This window comes from Streptosporangium sp. NPDC006013, from assembly GCF_040614275.1.
Classification (GTDB): domain Bacteria; phylum Actinomycetota; class Actinomycetes; order Streptosporangiales; family Streptosporangiaceae; genus Streptosporangium.
The window spans coordinates 1-16,493 of sequence record NZ_JBEXUE010000214.1 but is presented as its reverse complement, the minus strand read 5'-3'; the positions used below and the strand labels follow the sequence as shown (position 1 = coordinate 16,493).

Below are 16,493 nucleotides of genomic sequence, written 5' to 3'. Positions count from 1 at the left end.
GTGGCCATGGCGACGATCCGCGGAACACGACCAGGGTCACGGATACGTCATCCGGGGAGGCTCTGGCGACGGGCCCTGGGCGGCGGGCATGGCCCGCAATCCCAGGGCGGCGAGCAGCAGGGCGACGAGCAGGAGCACCGCCGTCTGGCCGAGCGTGCCGAGCATGATGATCCGGCTCACCTCGTCGGCGGCGTCGAAGCCGTGGTCAAGCCCGGCGAGGCGGGCGCAGAGCACCGGCACCGCCAGGATCGCCAGGGCCAGCGGCCACGAGGGCGTGCGCCGGGCGGGAAAACGGAGGTGCACATACCCGTAGCCGATGCCCGCGCCCAGGATCAACGTGCTCGCCAGCCCGAGGGGGTCGAGCCATGGCCACCACCAGGCCGGCATGTCCGGGGCCGCCACCAGCCGGAACAGCACATCGAACACGATGCCCGCGGCGAGGGGCAGCACGAGCAGCCACAGGGGGCGGCGAGCCGGCCGGGCATCACGGTGGAAGCCGGTCCACAGAGCCGACAGAGTGACCACCGGCATCAGCGACCAGGCCAGTGCCTCCAACGGGCCCCGCCCCACCGGATCCGTCAGGACGAGCAGATCCGCCACGAAGGCGAGGAGAGCCAGCGCCTTGGCCGTGCGCACATGGCCGAGGACGAGCGCGACGAAGGGCGCGATCCAGACGGCTCCGGCCAGGCTCCGCAGAATGTTCGCGAGCCGCTCAACCGATCCGAGGGGTCCTGCCACCTGGGCGAGCGAAGAATCGACCGTGCCGATCACCCCGTACGTGTGCAAGGCGGCCGCGACGGTCAGGATCGCGAAGAATGCCGGGAAGAGCAGCCCCAGCAGAGCCACCAGGCGGACCGTCTCGCCCCACGAGAGGGATCTCGGCGCCGCGCCCGCGCCGCCGAGGCGGACCCGGACCGCCAGCGCGGCCACACTGGCGATCTCCGACCAGCGGGGCCGGGGCCCGTCCGCGTCCGAGACGTCCGGCGAGCCCTCCAGGAAGACGGCGACCATCTCCTCCTCGCGCTCGGCGCGGTAGGAGGCGGGCAGCAAACGCAGCCAGTAGCGGTAGCGCTCCTCCAGCAGGCTCACCGGCGCACCGCCCGCTCACCTGCCGCCACCCTGCCGGCGGCGTATCCGAATCGCCTCGGGTCACCGTCGCGCCCGCTCACCGGCGCACCGCCGCCGGAGGCGGCTGAGGCGTCGCTCTGCTCGTTCATCGGTGGAATCGTCCTCTCGCCGGTCTTCACGAGTTCATCGGGCGGCTTCGCCGGGTCACCCGGAGTGCCCCGGTCTCACGCCGGTCCGCCCGCGACGGACGGACGCCCGCGCCTGGCGCGGAGGCGGTCGACCGCGGTCCTGGCGTTCTCCGCGAGCCGGACGGCCTCGGCCTCCAGCGTCCGCGACCCCGCGTCGGTGAGCCGGTAGTAGCGGCGCAGCCGCCCCTGCTGGACCTCCTCGCGGTCGAGGGCCACCAGCCCGTCGCCCGCCAGCCGGTCGAGCACGCCGTACAGCGTGCCGACCTTGAGCCGGACCCGCCCGCCGGACAGTTGCTCGACCTCCCGCACGATGCCGTAGCCGTGACACGGCGCATCGACCAGCGCGGTGAGGATGAGGAACGCGGGCTCCGTCATCGCCCTTGGAGTCATGCCTCACAGCATATATCGGTAAGCATGATATTAGGTAGGGCAGGCTAAAGACGATGCCCGGATCAGTTGGGGACGGCGTTGGCCGGAATCGGAGTGGGGTAGGGCGGGGGGCCGAGGGAGGCCGTCGCGGTCCAGGCGGCGGTGTACATGATGACCCGGGCCGAGAGGTTGATCCAGACCAGCAGGCCGACCACCACGGCGAACACCCCGTAGATGGGGTTGTTCAGGATGTGCGAGAGGAGCAGCGCCGCGAGTTGCTTGAGCAGGGCGAAGCCGACCGCGCCGAACAGGGCGCCGCGCAGCAGCACCCGGAGCGGCTGTCTGGAGCGTCCCAGCCAGCGCAGGATGATCAGAAAGACGACGACGTCGGCGAGGACGCTGACCGTCACGCCGACCAGCCAGATCGTGCCCCAGCCGACCGCCGACTCCGAAAGCCCCAGCCATTCCGCCACGGTCCCGCCGGCCTGGGTGGCGAAACCGCCGACCAGCACCGAGGCGACCATGGTGGTGCCGAGAAGGATGAGCGCCGACAGGTCCCTGAGCTTGGCCAGCAGGAAGTTGAGCGGCGGCTCGGTGGTCATGGAGATCTCGCGCAGCGCGCCGCGCAGGGCGTCGATCGCGCCGAGCCCGGCGTAGAGCAACCCGAGCAGGCCGATGACACCCGCGCTCGTCCGCGAGTCGGCGATCTCCTGGATCGGCAGCCTGTCGGCGAGACCCGGCAGGTACTGGTTGATCGCCTCCCGCAGGGTCGCGGTGGCGTCGGGCCTGACGGAGAGGAAGTAGCCGAACACCGCGAAGGCCAGCGCGATGATCGGGAAGAACGACAGGAAGGCGAAGTAGCTGATCGCTCCCGCGAGCCGGTCGCCGGACTGGATCTGGTAGCGCTGGAAGGTCCTGACCAGATGGTCGAACCAGGGCCACCTGATCCGGGTCGCGTTCAGCACCGCTCTGAACCGTTCACGACCCGCGTGCACACGTTCCATCACACTTGCCACGTGCGCCCCCTACCCAGCCACCGCCGTCCCGATCGTGGACGGCGGCGAAAAAGCAGCCGAGCGTACCCGGAGGATCACGGGGTGGGCAGGAAGCCCACCCGGTCGCGGACCTTGGCCATGGTCTCGGCGGCCACCGCGCGGGCCCGCGCGGCCCCGACGGCGAGCATCCTGTCGAGCTCTGCCTCGTCGGCGAGCAGCTTCTCGGTCCGCTCGCGGATCGGGGTGAAGGTGTCGACCACGAGCTCGGCGACGTCCTTCTTGAAGGTGCCGTACCCCTGCCCGACGTAGCGGGCCTCCAGCTCACCGATGGGAGTCCCGCTCAGCGCGGACTGGATGCGCAGCAGGTTGGTGATGCCCGGCTTGTTGTCGTCGTCGGCGAGGACCTCGGAACCGGTGTCGGTGACCGCGCGCATGATCTTCTTGCGGAGCGGCCCCGGCTGCTCCAGCAGGTCGAGGATGCCGGCGGGCGAGGAGGAGGACTTCGACATCTTCGCGGTCGGCTCCTGGAGGTCGGTGATCTTCTCGACCCCCTTGACGATGTACGGCTCGGGCACCGTGAAGGTCTCGCCGAAGCGGTGGTTGAAGCGCTGCGCGAGGTCGCGGGTGAGCTCCAGGTGCTGCTTCTGGTCGGCACCGACCGGAACCTTGTTGGCCTGGTAGAGCATGATGTCGGCGGCCTGCAGGATCGGGTAGGTGAACAGGCCCACGCTGGCCGAGCTCTCGCCGTGCTTGGCCGACTTGTCCTTGAACTGGGTCATCCGCCCCGCCTCGCCCATGCCGGTGAGGCAGATCAGCACCCAGGCCAGCTCGGTGTGCTCGCGGACGTGGCTCTGCACGAAGACCGTGGATCGCTCAGGGTCGAGGCCGGCGGCGAAGAGCTGGGCGGCGGCGACCCTGGAACGCCTGCGCAGTTCCTCCGGACGGTAGTCCACCGTGATCGCGTGCAGGTCGACGACGCAGTAGAAGGCGTCGTAGCCCTCCTGCATCGCGACGTACTGCCGCACCGCACCGAGGTAGTTTCCCAGGTGGAAGGAGTCGGCGGTGGGCTGGATTCCCGACAGGACGCGAGGGCTGGCCATAGCCACCAATTCTGTCAGCTGTCGGGAGTGGTCGGCGCCTCGGTCCGTGAAGTGCTCCGCTTGATCCTGACCCTGGCGACCCTGCGGCCGTCCATGTCGGTGACCTTCAACTCGAACCCGGGGATCTCCACCCGCTCCCCGAGCGCGGGCAGGTGGCCGAGTCTCGACATGACGAACCCGCCGAGGGTCTCGTACGGGCCGTCGGCCAGGCGGATCCCGCTCTCGGCCGCCACCTCGTCGAGGTTGGCCAGCCCGTCGAGCTCGACCTCCCCCGCGGGCAGCGCGACGTGCTCGTCCGCCACGTCGTGCTCGTCGCGGATGTCGCCGATCAGCTCCTCGACCAGGTCCTCCAGGGTGACGATGCCCGCGGTGCCGCCGTACTCGTCGACCACGATCGCCAGGTGGTGTCCCTCCCTGCGCATCTCCGACAGCGTGGCCATCACCCGCTTGCTGGTGGGGACCAGCTTGACCGGGCGGATCGGCACCAGCTCGCTGATCGGCTCGATGGAGCCGGTCAGCACCGGGTCGAGCAGGTCGCGGATGTGGACGAAGCCCACGATGTCATCGTAGGAGTCCCGGTAGACGGGGAAGCGGGAGTGCGGCATGGCCGCGGCCAGGATCGCCGCCTCGGCCAGCCGCGTGTCGGCGGCCATGAACTCCACCTCGGTGCGCGGCAGCATCACCTCACGGAGCTGCCGCTTGCCCGCCGCGAAGACCTCGCCGATCAGGTGGCGCTCGTCGTCGGTGAGCTCCTGGTGGCCCACCACCATCTCGCGCAGTTCCTCGGTGGAGATCTTCTCGCGGTCGGCGCCCGGGTCGCCGCCGAGCAGCTTCACCACCCCGTCGGTGGACTTGGACAGCGCCCAGATGATCGGCCGCGAGAGCGCGGCCATCCTGTCGAGGAACGGCGCGACCAGCAGTGAGATCCCCTCGGCCCGCTGCCTGGCGATCCGCTTGGGCGCGAGCTCGCCGAGGACCAGCGAGGTGTACGAGATCACCAGCGTCACCAGCACCAGGGCGAGCGGGTCCGCCGCGGCCTCCGGCACCCCCCAGCCCGTCACCACCGGGGTGAGGTCCCTGGCCAGGGTGTCGGCGCCCAGAGCGGCCGAGAGCATGGTCGCCACGGTGACGCCGATCTGCACCGCGGACAGGAAACGGTTGGGGTCCCGGGCGAGCCTGGCGGCCCTCACCCCCCGGCGCCCCCGGGTGCCGAGCCGCCTGACCTGGCTCTCCCTGAGTGAGACCATGGCCATCTCGGCCGCGGCGAAGAAGCCTCCGATCAGTACGAAGAGCATGACCAAGGCGATGTTCGCCAGGACGCTGTTCACGAGATCGTCTCCGTCATGGCGGTCGCCGGTTCCGGCGGTGGCCGATATTTGATGTGCCAGCATATGCTGGCGTAGGGTTACAAAAACAAACAAGTACAAACAACATCAAACAGGAGGCTCCGTGAAGCTGCTCGTCACCGGAGGCGCCGGATACATAGGCAGCGCCGTGGCGGCACAACTCGTCGAGGCGGGCCACGAGGTCACCGTGCTGGACGACCTCTCCACCGGCCACGCCGACGCGGTGCCACCGGGCGCCCGCTTCGTCGAGGGGTCGATCACCGAGGCCGCCGGGGTGCTCAACGGCATCGACGGAGTGCTGCACTTCGCGGCGAAGTCCCTGGTCGGCGAGTCCGTGGAGCGGCCCGGCCTGTACTGGGCGCACAACCTCGGCGGCACCCTGGCCCTGCTCGACGCCATGCGGGGCGCCGGGGTGGGCAGGATCGTCTTCTCCTCCACCGCCGCGACGTACGGCGAGCCGGAGCGCTCCCCGATCCTGGAGACCGACCCGACCCGGCCCACCAATCCCTACGGCGCGTCCAAGCTCGCGGTCGACACCGCGCTGAGCACGTTCGCCGGGCTGTACGGCCTGGCCGCGGTGAGCCTGCGCTACTTCAACGTGGGCGGCGCCTACACCGCCGGGGACGGCAACGTCTACCGCGAGCGTCACGCCACAGAGACCCACCTGATCCCCAACATCCTCGCCGTCCCGCTCGGCGGACGCGAGTCCGTCAGCCTGTTCGGCACGGACTACCCGACCCCCGACGGCACATGCGTGCGCGACTACATCCATCTGGCCGACCTCGCCAGGGCCCACCTGCTGGCGCTGGACGCCTGCTCGCCGGGCGAGCACAAGATCTACAACCTGGGTAACGGGACCGGCTTCTCGGTCTCCGAGGTGCTGTCGGTCTGCCGCGAGGTGACCGGCCACGAGATCCCCGTGGTCGTGCGCGAGCGCCGCGCCGGTGACCCGGCCGTGCTGGTGGCCTCCGCCGAGAAGGTCCGGCGCGAGCTCGGCTGGAAGCCGGAGCACCCGTCGCTCCGTGACGTCGTCGCCGACGCCTGGGCCGCCCTGATCGGCTGACCGCCTCCCGCCACGCCCGAGACGCGTACCCGGCGCCGGCCACCCGCCGACTCGGAGGGCCACGCCTACCTCAGGCTGAAGCGGGCCGTGTTGTTGGCCGGACGGCGGTCGCCCAGCCGCAGGGAGTAGACGGTCGCCTCGGCCCGCGGCGCGTGCCCGCGGGCCACGAAGGCGAGCATGAAACTCACCCTCCTGCCCGCGCCGACCGTACGCAGCCTGCAGCCGACGTAGGCGGGATGGGAGTCGCACCGCGCGCCCCTCGCCGACATGAGGCGCGCGCCGCCGGTGTCGAAGAAGACCCCGGCGTCGTGGACACGCCGCGGCCCGCGGTTGCGCACCACCGCGGACACGGTGACCAGACGGCCCGCGCGCGCCGCGCGCGAGAGCCTGACCGCGAGGTCCGTACCGTCGTCCACCTCGGTCAGCGTCTGGGAGTGGTTGTTCGTCTCGTCGTCGTCCACGACCTCGGAGGAGAGCGTCGCGCTCGCCGTCAGCGGGCCCCGCGCGCCGGGTTTGACCACCCCGTTGATCGTCACCCCACCGGTCTGCCCGGCGGGGACGTCCTTCGTCGCGGCGCAGACCACCTCACCGGCGGTGGCACCGGGGAGGCACTCGGCGACGTTGACCCCGATCACCTCCACCCCGTCGGGCAGCCGGACCGTGAGCAGCGGCAGCACCGCGTCTCCGGGGCCGGCGTTGCGCACCTCGGCACGGTAGGTCAGCGGCTGTCCCGGTTGCGCGCGCTTCGGGGAGACGGTCAGCCGCACCGACAGGTCGGCGCCGCCCCAGCCCTCGTCGTCGGGCGAGGCCGACGCCGCCCGGGGTACCGTCGCGAGCACGAGACAGATCACCCCTGCGACGATCCGTACCGCGACGTGCTCCCTGAACAGCGATCCCCCGACCATAGGTGATCATTGAACGCCGGGACACACCGCTCTGCGATGATCGACACGCCGCCTTTTCCCTCTGCCGTCCGTGTTCTCCGGGAGCCGGACGTACTCCCGGTGAGCCGGGACGCGAAGGGGGCCCCGGTTCACCGGGGCCCCCTTCGAGCGCTGACTGGGAAACGTCCGCTCAGATGAGACCGAGCTCACGCACCGCGGAACGCTCCTCCTCGAGCTCGCGCACCGTGGCGTCGATCCGCTCACGGGAGAAGGCGTCGATCTCCAGACCCTGGACGATCTCCCACTTGCCGTCGCGCGAGACGACCGGGAAGGAGGAGATGAGCCCCTCGGGCACGCCGTACGAGCCGTCGGAGGGGATCGCGGCCGAGGTCCACTCGGCGCCGTTGACCCAGTCGAAGACGTGGTCGATCGCCGCGTTGGCGGCGGAGGCGGCCGAGGACGCGCCACGGGCCTCGATGATCGCGGCGCCGCGCTTGGCGACGGTGGGGATGAAGGTGTCGCGCAGCCAGGCCTCGTCGACCAGCTCGGCGGCGATCTTGCCACCGACCTCGGTGTGGAAGAGGTCGGGGTACTGAGTGGCGGAGTGGTTGCCCCAGATGGTCATCTTCTTGATCTCGCTGACCGGGACCTGCAGCTTGGCGGCGAGCTGGGAGAGCGCGCGGTTGTGGTCGAGGCGGGTCATCGCGGTGAAGCGCTCGGCCGGGACGTCCGGGGCGTGCTGCTGGGCGATGAGCGCGTTGGTGTTGGCCGGATTGCCGACCACCAGCACGCGGATGTCGTCCGCCGCGTTGTCGTTGATCGCCTTGCCCTGCGGGCCGAAGATGCCGCCGTTGGCCTGGAGAAGGTCTCCGCGCTCCATGCCCTTGGTCCGGGGGCGGGCACCGACCAGGAGGGCGACGCTGGTGCCGTCGAACGCCGCGTTCGCGTCGTCGGTGACCTCGATGCCGCTCAGCAGCGGGAACGCGCAGTCGTCGAGCTCCATCGCGGTGCCCTCGGCGGCCTTGACCGCCTGCGGGATCTCCAGGAGGCTCAGCTTGACCGGGACGTCGGCGCCCAGCAGCTGGCCCGAGGCGATGCGGAAAAGCAGCGCGTAGCCGATCTGACCGGCGGCGCCGGTGACGGTGACCTTTACGGGAGTCTGGGCCATGACCTTCCCCCACTCGAAGGATGAATTGTGACGCTCGGATGCTACCCGCACACGACGAACGACCGTCGGGCGAGTGCCCCCATCCGGCTCTTCGCCCTACCCACCGACGAGGACTGACTGCGTACAGCCGGCCTGGCCCCCGCCCGAGGGACAGGACACCCGGCCAAGCCCTGCTAATGCTCCGTTCCTCAAAGCAGGTCGCGAACGCGTGGCCGAAACCCCGAGGCTGTCGAGGTGGCCTTTCCGGCGTCCTGAGTCAACGTGGATCTGTGCGTCCGATGAGGAAGATCGCACTAGGCGCAGGTGGCCATGGCGGGGCGGGCGTTCTCCCGTCCGGGGAACTCGACCTTGGAGAAGTGCTTGTCGAGCAGCCTGCGGACCGTGCCGTCCTTGTAGAGGGCGGCGATCGCTCCCCTGACGGCCTCGCAGGTGCGCCTGTCGCCCTTCTTGAGCGCCACCGCGTAGCGCTCGTCGGTGAGCTTGAGGCCGAGCAGCTTGTAGCGGATGCTCTCCCGGTTGCCGAAGCCCGCCAGCAGCAGGTCGTCGCCGGGGATCGCGTCGACCTCACCGGCCCGCAGCTTGTCGACGCACTCGGAGTAGGTCTTGGCGGGCACCAGGGTGAGCCGTTCGACCACGTCCTGGATCACGGCCACGGAGACGCTGGCGGCCGGCTGGCACATCCGGCTGCCCTCCAGGCCCTTCACGGTCACGATCAGCGAACCGTCCTTGACGAGGGCGTCGACGTGGGCGAGGTAGTAGGGCCCCGCGAAGGTGACGTCGTCGGTGTCGTTGATCGAGTAGGTCGCCAGCACCAGGTCGATGTCCCCGTCCGCCAGCAGCTTCGGCCGCTCCGCGCGGGCGGTGGACCTGAAGGTGACGCCGCTCTCCGGCACCCCCAGCGCCTTGGCGATCTCAAGGGCCAGGTCGATCTCGAAGCCGCCCCACTTCCCGCCGTTGTTCAGTGCGATGCCGGGCAGGAAGTCGCGCACGCCGATGGTGAGCCTGCCCGTCTTGGCGGCCTTGTCGACCACCGAGGTGTACGAGGGGCGGGCGGTCTCGGCCGGCTCCGGCTCGCCCTGGGAGACGGTCCTCGGCCACCAGCGGACCGCGGCGAACGCCGCCCCCGCGATCAGCAGCACGGCGACCCCGACGGCGATCCAGCGCCTCCCCTGTCGGCGGGCCGGTGGCGCCGCCGGCCCGCCGACAAGGGTCGCGGACACCTGCCAGCTGGGCGGCGGCACCTCCCCCGGCTGTTCCGGGGAGGCCACGCTGTCGCCGTATCCGGGAGACGAGGGGTACTCCCGGTAGCCGGGAGAGGACGGGTACTCGCCGTACCCGGGGGACGAGGGGTACTCCCGGTAGCTCGACGGGCGGTGCTCCGGAGAGCGCCGGTCGGGGTGGGACGGGTTCTCCACGGGAGCATGCGCGGACGGGAGGTCGCCCCGGCCGGAGGTCTCACGGCGTTCGCCCTGACCCGGCTGCCTGGTCCGGCCCCCCTGTCCCTCGGTACCGGCGCCCTCCTGACCAGGGCGGAGGGTCGGGTCCTGGGCGGAATTTCCCATCCGGAACCCGGTGGACGGCAGGACCGGCTCACCCGGGGCGTTCGTCCGGTGAGTCGGGGTGCGCATCAGACTGGTCGCGTCGTCGTCGAGGGCCGGACCTTGGGCATGGGGCCGGTCGCGGCCCTGATCACGAGCCTGGGACTCGTCGCGGTTCCCGGTGCGGGAGCGGAGCTCGTCGGGGGCGGCGACCTTGGCACCCTGGGTGAGGATCGCGGGCGAGGCGTTCACCGTCTCGGGGTGGCCGAGCATCCTGAGCAGGATCTGGTCCGCCGAGGGCCGGTCCGCGGGTGACTTGGCCAGCGCCGAGGTGACCACGCCGCGCAGCGGCTGCGGCAGCGAGCCGAGGTCGACCTCGTGGTTGAGGATGCGGTTGAGCACCACGGCGATCGACCTCCCTTCGAAGATCGTCTCGCCGGTCGCGGCGAACGCGATGGTCGCTCCCCAGGCGAAGACGTCGGTGTGCGGCCCGACCTCGGAGCCGGAGATCTGCTCGGGCGCCATGTAGGCGGGGGTGCCGATGGCCCGGCTGGTGATCGTGCCGGTGGAGTCGAGGATGCGGGCGATGCCGAAGTCGACGACCCTCGGGCCGTCGGCGGCGATGAGCACGTTGTCCGGTTTGAAATCGCGGTGCACGATCGAGGCGTGGTGGATCGCGGTGAGCGCGGTGGCCGTGCCGATCGCCAGCCGCTGCAGCGCGGCGCCCCGCAGGGGGCCGTCGGTCTCCACGACCTCGCTCAGCGACCTGCCCTCGATGTACTCACTCGCGATGTAGGGGGTGTCGCCCTTGAGGTCGGCGTCCAGGACGGCCGCCGTACAGAAGGACGCGACCCGCTGGGCCGCCCGCGCCTCCCTGGCGAACCTGGACCTGGCGATGGCGTCGCCGGAGAACTTCACGTGCAGCAGCTTGATCGCCGCCCGCTCCCCCGCGGCGTTGATCCCGAGGTAGACGATGCCCTGCCCGCCCTCGCCGATCTTCCCGACGACGCGGAACGGCCCGAGCTGGCGCGGCTCTCCCGCTTCCAGTGGCGCGATCTCCGACATCATCGTCCCCACGGTCTCGTAATCTCCGACGTGGCAAACTTTACGGCGCCATGACTCATACCCTCCCTTTGTTATCCCGACGTGACCTCAGTTTTCCTACAACGTGGCCATGTCCACAGCCCCCGTCATGGTGAGATGCCAGACACGTTCACTCCCCAATCTCCGACATTCACCCCAATCTGGCGCTCCAGCCGCTTAGATCGCTACCGTTGTACGTCCCTCAGGCAAGCCGGAGCAAAAACTTCCATGCGCCGATATATCGGTTATCGCGAGTTCGTACAGCGCGATCAGCGTTCCCTCGTCGGCACCGCCCTCCTTCTCACCGGCAGCCACGAGCAGGCCATCCGCCTCGCCCTGCGCTCCTTCCACACGGTCGCCCTCTCCTGGCCGCCACCGGTGTGGGAGAACCCCACCACGCACGCCCAGATCGCGCTCTACCGCCGCTTCCTGGCGCGGCCGAGCGCCGCCGGGCCGACGGCTCTGGTGCGGCTGCCTCCCCGGCAGCGCCTCCTCGTCGTCGCCTGCCTGCACGACGGCAGGAGCCGCGCCGAGATGGCCTCCGTCCTCGGGCTGCCGGAGAAGACGGTGGAGGCGGAGATCACCGAGGCGGTCGACACCCTCACCAAGGGGAACGAGACCCGCCTCGTCAACAGGATGGCCACGGCGGCGGGCGAGGCGTCGGTTCCCGACCTCAGCGCCCGGTCCATGCGCACGCTCAGGCGGCGTCGCAACCGGGGAGCCCTCCTCGCCGTGGCGGCGGCGCTGGTACCGGTCGGCCTGATCGCCGCCTTCGTCATGCTCCAGCGCGCGGAGGTGTGGAACTCGGCGCTGGGCGAGCGGAACCGGCCGCACGCCGCACAGGTCCAGGAGCCGGTACGGGCGGTCTCCAGCCCCGCGCCGAGCGCCACCCCGGCACCGTGGCAGGCGCCGCGGACCTCCTCGGTGATCCGCTACGCGGTCCCCGGCCGCTGTCCCGGCCAGGGCGTCCAGGCGGGCGGCACGTCCCCGGCACGGGCCGGCGACGTGACCTGCGCGGGCTGGACCCTGAAACTGGTCTCCAGCGGCTCTGAGAACTCCGCTCCCGGCCTTCCCCCGTGCGAGGGCACAGATCCCTGCGAGTCGACGCTGAGCGTTCCCGACGCCGCTCAGCGCCTCGCGCGCGGCGACGGCGAGGAGCATCCTCGACTGGTTCCCGCCATCAGCCATGACGGGCGCCGCATCGCCTACCTCAGCGCGGCGGAGCGCCGCTATGTCGCCCACGACCTCGGCAGCGGGGTGAAGCGCTACCTGTCGCCGGTTCTCGCCTCCGCCGACACCGAGAACGGCACGTTGGTGAGCGTCTCCTCCAACGGCCGCCACTTCACGGTCACGCTCGGCGAGCGGCGGCTGCGAACCGACTTCACGACCGGCGACCTGACGTCCGTACCCGCGGAGCAGCTGCCACCGACCGAGAAGGTCGCCGCCTGGCTTGGCAAGAGGTACGGCACCTGGGCCGACTCTCCCAGCGGTAGGTACTCCGCCGCGATCGTCGCGGGGAAGGGCGAGGACCCCCACAGTCTCCATGTCATCGACGCCGAGTCGCGGCGGGTCTTCAGGCGGCTCCCGCTCCCCGAGACGGAGCGGCCCGCCACCGCCGAGGTGGTGAGCTGGCTGGACACCCGCGAGGTGGTCGTCAGGATGAGCGCCAGGGACGGCGGCGAACCCCTCGGCCTCTTCCGGGTGGACGCCGTCACCGGACGGGCGCGCCCCCTGCCCGGCCTCCCCGCCGACGCCCCGATCGTGCTGGGGGCCGCGGTGACCCCGTGATCCCGTACGACCGGCAGGAAGACACGGAAAAGGGCCGCCCTGGAGACACGGCGGCCCCGTGATCCCGTACGACCGGCAGGAAGACACGGAAAAGGGCCGCCCTGGAGACACGGCGGCCCCGTGATCCCGTACGACCGGCGGGAAGACACGGAAAAGGGCCGCCGTAGGGGCGGCCCTTTCCTCGCGGTCGGGGGTTGACCTGACGCGGTCAGACCATCTTCTTCTTCAGGTTCTCGTCCAGCGCCGCCAGGAAGTCCTGGGTGGTCAGCCACTTGGCGTCGCCGCCGACCAGCAGGGCGAGGTCCTTGGTCATCTGACCGCCTTCGACGGTCTCGACGCAGACCTGCTCCAGCTTGTTCGCGAAGTCGATCACCGCGGGGGTGTTGTCGAGCTTGCCGCGGTGCTGAAGGCCCCGGGTCCACGCGAAGATCGAGGCGATCGGGTTCGTGGAGGTGGGGTTGCCCTTCTGGTGCTCACGGTAGTGACGGGTCACCGTGCCGTGGGCGGCCTCGGCCTCGACGGTCCGGCCGTCGGGGGTGAGCAGGACCGAGGTCATCAGGCCGAGGGAGCCGAAGCCCTGGGCGACGGTGTCGGACTGGACGTCGCCGTCGTAGTTCTTGGCGGCCCAGACGTATCCGCCCTCCCACTTGAGCGCCGCGGCGACCATGTCGTCGATCAGGCGGTGCTCGTAGGTGATGCCCGCCTTCTTGAAGTCAGCCTCGAATTCCTCTTCGAAGACCTCGGCGAAGATGTCCTTGAAGCGGCCGTCGTAGGCCTTCAGGATCGTGTTCTTGGTGGAGAGGTAGACCGGGTAGCCACGCGACAGGCCGTACCGCATGGAGGCGCGGGCGAAGTCGCGGATCGAGTCGTCCAGGTTGTACATCGCCATCGCGATGCCGGGGCCGGGGAAGTCGTAGACGTCGAGCTCGATCGGCTCCGAGCCGTCCTTGGGCGTGTAGGTGAGGGTCAGGGTGCCCTCGCCGGGGATCTTCAGGTCGGTGGCGCGGTACTGGTCGCCGAACGCGTGACGGCCGATGATGATCGGCTTGGTCCAGCCGGGGACGAGCCTCGGCACGTTGGACATGATGATCGGCTCGCGGAAGATGACACCGCCGAGAATGTTACGGATGGTCCCGTTCGGGGACTTCCACATCTTCTTGAGGCCGAACTCCTCGACCCGAGCCTCGTCAGGAGTGATCGTGGCGCACTTGACGCCGACTCCGTACTGCTTGATCGCGTTGGCGGCGTCGATCGTCACCTGGTCGTCGGTGGCGTCGCGGTGCTCGATCCCGAGGTCGTAGTACTTCAGGTCGACGTCGAGGTAGGGAAGGATCAGCTGGTCCTTGATGAACTGCCAGATGATCCGGGTCATCTCGTCGCCGTCAAGCTCGACGACGGGGCCCTCTACCTTGATCTTGGGCATGCGTGTGGTTCCCCTTCTGAACTAAATTGGCCAGACAGTCCTTTTTGAGGCTCACTGGCCGTTGAGGCTATCGGACCGGGCCAACCGCCTTGCGGCGTACCCGCTCGTCCGACCTATCGCATCGGCATGAGAGCCGGGAATTCGAGGATCAGCCCGCCCGCCATCAGGGCGATTCCGAGAACGGCGAGGGTGAGGGCGTCCGTGGCCTTGCGGCGCACGGCGAGCCGCCCACCTCCGGCCAGCCGGGCCAGTGCCCCCAGCGTCATGACGGCACCGAGGGCGAAACCACCCCACTCGGGCATGTCCAGCAGCACCGCGAAGACCATCGCGGCGACCGCGCCGGCCACCACCAGCGGATACGGTCCCCAACGCTCCTCGCTCGCGTTCACCGCTCGCGCGCTCATCGACCCACCCTCCGCTCTCGCCTCTGATTCCGACTCATCGCTCGGCGATCGGCTTCCACTTCTGGTCCCGCTCGCCGATGTACTCGCTGTCCGGGCGGATCAGCCGGTTGTCGGCATGCTGCTCGATGACGTGTGCGGTCCATCCTGACATGCGGCTGACCGAGAAGACCGGGGTGAACAGGTCCGTCGGGATGCCGAGGTAGTGGTAGACCGTCGCCGCGTAGAAGTCGACGTTCGGATAGAGGCCCTTGGTCTCGAAGACGACCTCCTCCATCTCCTTCGACATCCGGTAGTACGTGTCGTCACCGGATGCCTCGCCGAGCTCCCGCGACATCTGGCGCAGGTGCGTGGCGCGCGGGTCCTCGGTCTTGTAGACCCGGTGCCCGAAGCCCATGATCTTCTCGCCCGCGGCGAGCCTGTCGCGTACCGACTGGGCGACGGCGCCCGCGTCGAGCGACTCCAGGGTACGCATGACCTGCTCGTTGGCGCCGCCGTGCAGGGGGCCCTTGAGGGTGCCGATGGCCGCCACGATGGCCGAGTGCATGTCGGACAGGGTCGCGGCGCAGACCCGGGCGGCGAACGTGGAGGCGTTCATCGTGTGGTCGGCGTGCAGGACCAGGCAGGTGTCGAAGATCTCGACCTCGCGCTCACCGGGGGTACGGCCGGTGATCTGGAGGAGGAAGTTCGCCGCCACGCTCAGGGAGGGGTCCGGGTCACGGATGACGGCACCGGTCCTGGCCGCGTGGTAGCGGGCGACGAGGATCGGCTGCTGCGCGGTCAACCTGGCGGCCTTGCGCAGGTTCGCCTCGGGGGCGTTGGACTCCTTGTCCGGATCATCACCTCCGGCCAGCGAGACCAGCGTGCGCAGCGCCTCCATCGGGGCCTGTCTCTCCGCGATCTCCGAGATGTTGGCCTCGACGAGCGTGCCGAGCGTACGCCCTCGAACCAGTTCCTCTTCGTACGCCGAGAGCTGTTCCCGGGTGGGGAGCGTGCCGTACTGCAGCAGGTGCGCGGTCTCTTCGAAGGTGGTGCGGCCGGCCAGATCGTGGATGTCGTAGCCACGATAGAAGAGGCGACCGGCCTGACCGTCGATGTCGCTGAGCGCTGTGGACGCGGCTACGACATCGGCGAGACCTTTGGTGGGCTTGTCCGCCATGAGTGTTTCCTCCGCTTATCTGTGCCCGAAGTCTACCTGTGAGCAGCGGAAACCCTCCCGAGAGGTCCAGGCCAATTTCAAGAATGATTCTCCTTCTGGCAAAGGCGATTCCCCATCACCTCGTTTGGGTAAGCCGGAGCTGTAGGAATAGTTACGGCGGGCTACCTGGGGAGGAACTGCCGTGGAGGGGCCGTTCATACGCATCGAGGACACCGGTGAAGTGGTCCCGTTGCGCCCCGAGATCACGACGATCGGACGTGGCCGTGGAGTGGACATCCGGCTGACCGATCCGAGTGTGTCCCGGCTACACGCGGAATTCGTCCGGCGCGGACCCTACCTGTACGTCGTTGATCTGGGCCTGTCCCGCAACGGCACTCGGGTCAACGGCCGACCGATCGCCCGGAGGGTGCTTGACGACGGTGACGTGGTGTCCTTCGGCGCGGCACGAGGCAGGATCGGCGGGGTGCCTCGCGAGGACTTCGCCCCGGAGGTCGAGCTCCGCCGCGCCGCGGCGCCGGAGCTGACCAGGCGGGAGGTGGACGTCCTGACGTCGCTCTGCCGTCCGGCGTTGTCGGACGAGGCGTTCGTCGCACCGGCCACGGCCAGGGAGATCGCCGACGACCTGGTGGTGACGGAGGCGGCCGTCAAGCAGCACCTCCTGCGTCTCTACCAGAAGTTCCGGATCCCCGAGGGGACCAACCGGCGCACCAGGCTGGCGAACGAGGTCGTCGCCCTGGGGCTGGTGAGGCCCACCCCCGTGGTGCCCTCGCAGCGCGCCACCGGTGCCCCGGAGTCCCAGCCGGCGGCCACCGCCGCGAACCGCAGCTCGTACGCGGTCGAGCCGTGGAGTCTGCGGGAGACCGCCCTGCACCTGGAGGTACTGGCACAGAGCGAGTCGGTGTTCGCGCTCGCCAACGGGC

The 16,493-nt window shown here is 69.9% G+C and carries 14 protein-coding genes and 1 pseudogene; 3 read left to right on the top strand and 12 right to left on the bottom strand.

What is annotated here, in order from left to right; all coding sequences use genetic code 11:
* Positions 1-36: 36 nt before the first annotated feature.
* The 6 genes from ABZ260_RS28475 to ABZ260_RS28450 all read right to left on the bottom strand — a co-directional run bounded on the left by ABZ260_RS28475 (position 37) and on the right by ABZ260_RS28450 (position 5,048).
* Entirely contained in the window at positions 37-1,089 is a 1,053-nt protein-coding gene (locus ABZ260_RS28475; RefSeq protein ID WP_355623833.1) for a hypothetical protein, read from the bottom strand.
* Positions 1,086-1,217 (bottom strand): hypothetical protein, encoded by a 132-nt coding sequence (locus ABZ260_RS28470; protein WP_355623830.1) that lies wholly within the window; start codon positions 1,215-1,217, stop codon positions 1,086-1,088. The genes ABZ260_RS28475 and ABZ260_RS28470 overlap by 4 nt, the downstream gene beginning before the upstream one ends.
* Positions 1,218-1,292: 75 nt before the next feature.
* A complete protein-coding gene (locus ABZ260_RS28465; protein ID WP_350956155.1) occupies positions 1,293-1,646 on the bottom strand; it encodes a PadR family transcriptional regulator in 354 nt (117 codons plus the stop codon).
* Between the two features lie 62 nt (positions 1,647-1,708).
* Complete coding sequence (locus tag ABZ260_RS28460) at positions 1,709-2,629, bottom strand: YihY/virulence factor BrkB family protein (RefSeq protein ID WP_355623827.1); 921 nt, start codon at positions 2,627-2,629, stop codon at positions 1,709-1,711.
* An 86-nt stretch (positions 2,630-2,715) separates the two neighbouring features.
* Positions 2,716-3,720 (bottom strand): tryptophan--tRNA ligase, encoded by a 1,005-nt coding sequence (trpS, locus tag ABZ260_RS28455; protein WP_350911623.1) that lies wholly within the window; start codon positions 3,718-3,720, stop codon positions 2,716-2,718.
* A gap of 14 nt (positions 3,721-3,734) precedes the next feature.
* The gene (locus ABZ260_RS28450; protein WP_355623824.1) at positions 3,735-5,048 is read right to left on the bottom strand and encodes a hemolysin family protein; all 1,314 of its coding nucleotides are present in this window, start codon (positions 5,046-5,048) and stop codon (positions 3,735-3,737) included.
* Positions 5,049-5,169: 121 nt separating this feature from the next.
* On the opposite strand from ABZ260_RS28450, the gene galE reads away from it, so the two are divergent.
* Positions 5,170-6,129, top strand: coding sequence for a UDP-glucose 4-epimerase GalE (gene galE / locus ABZ260_RS28445; protein ID WP_355623821.1), 960 nt, complete (start codon positions 5,170-5,172; stop codon positions 6,127-6,129).
* 65 nt (positions 6,130-6,194) lie between these two features.
* On the opposite strand, the gene ABZ260_RS28440 is transcribed toward galE, so the two are convergent.
* The 3 genes from ABZ260_RS28440 to ABZ260_RS28430 all read right to left on the bottom strand — a co-directional run bounded on the left by ABZ260_RS28440 (position 6,195) and on the right by ABZ260_RS28430 (position 10,787).
* Positions 6,195-7,034: a hypothetical protein gene (locus ABZ260_RS28440; protein ID WP_355623818.1), complete on the bottom strand. Its 840-nt coding sequence runs from the start codon at positions 7,032-7,034 to the stop codon at positions 6,195-6,197.
* A gap of 169 nt (positions 7,035-7,203) precedes the next feature.
* Positions 7,204-8,181 (bottom strand): malate dehydrogenase, encoded by a 978-nt coding sequence (locus tag ABZ260_RS28435; RefSeq protein ID WP_355623815.1) that lies wholly within the window; start codon positions 8,179-8,181, stop codon positions 7,204-7,206.
* A gap of 293 nt (positions 8,182-8,474) precedes the next feature.
* Positions 8,475-10,787, bottom strand: a complete 2,313-nt coding sequence (locus tag ABZ260_RS28430; protein WP_355623812.1) for a transporter substrate-binding domain-containing protein — start codon at positions 10,785-10,787, stop codon at positions 8,475-8,477.
* 243 nt (positions 10,788-11,030) lie between these two features.
* Here ABZ260_RS28430 and ABZ260_RS28425 point away from each other — a divergent pair, with 243 nt between their 5' ends.
* Positions 11,031-12,590, top strand: a complete 1,560-nt coding sequence (locus tag ABZ260_RS28425; protein ID WP_355623809.1) for a sigma factor-like helix-turn-helix DNA-binding protein — start codon at positions 11,031-11,033, stop codon at positions 12,588-12,590.
* Positions 12,591-12,798: 208 nt separating this feature from the next.
* Here the strand turns inward: ABZ260_RS28425 and ABZ260_RS28420 are convergent, their stop codons facing one another.
* From ABZ260_RS28420 to ABZ260_RS28410, 3 genes are all read right to left on the bottom strand, one after another.
* Entirely contained in the window at positions 12,799-14,013 is a 1,215-nt protein-coding gene (locus ABZ260_RS28420) for an NADP-dependent isocitrate dehydrogenase (RefSeq protein WP_355623806.1), read from the bottom strand.
* A gap of 113 nt (positions 14,014-14,126) precedes the next feature.
* Complete coding sequence (locus tag ABZ260_RS28415; RefSeq protein WP_355623803.1) at positions 14,127-14,417, bottom strand: DUF3017 domain-containing protein; 291 nt, start codon at positions 14,415-14,417, stop codon at positions 14,127-14,129.
* A 34-nt stretch (positions 14,418-14,451) separates the two neighbouring features.
* Positions 14,452-15,573 (bottom strand): citrate/2-methylcitrate synthase, encoded by a 1,122-nt coding sequence (locus ABZ260_RS28410; RefSeq protein ID WP_350911606.1) that lies wholly within the window; start codon positions 15,571-15,573, stop codon positions 14,452-14,454.
* Between the two features lie 181 nt (positions 15,574-15,754).
* Here ABZ260_RS28410 and ABZ260_RS28405 point away from each other — a divergent pair.
* Positions 15,755-16,324: pseudogene (locus tag ABZ260_RS28405) on the top strand (FHA domain-containing protein); the annotation flags it as partial.
* Positions 16,325-16,493 lie beyond the last annotated feature (169 nt).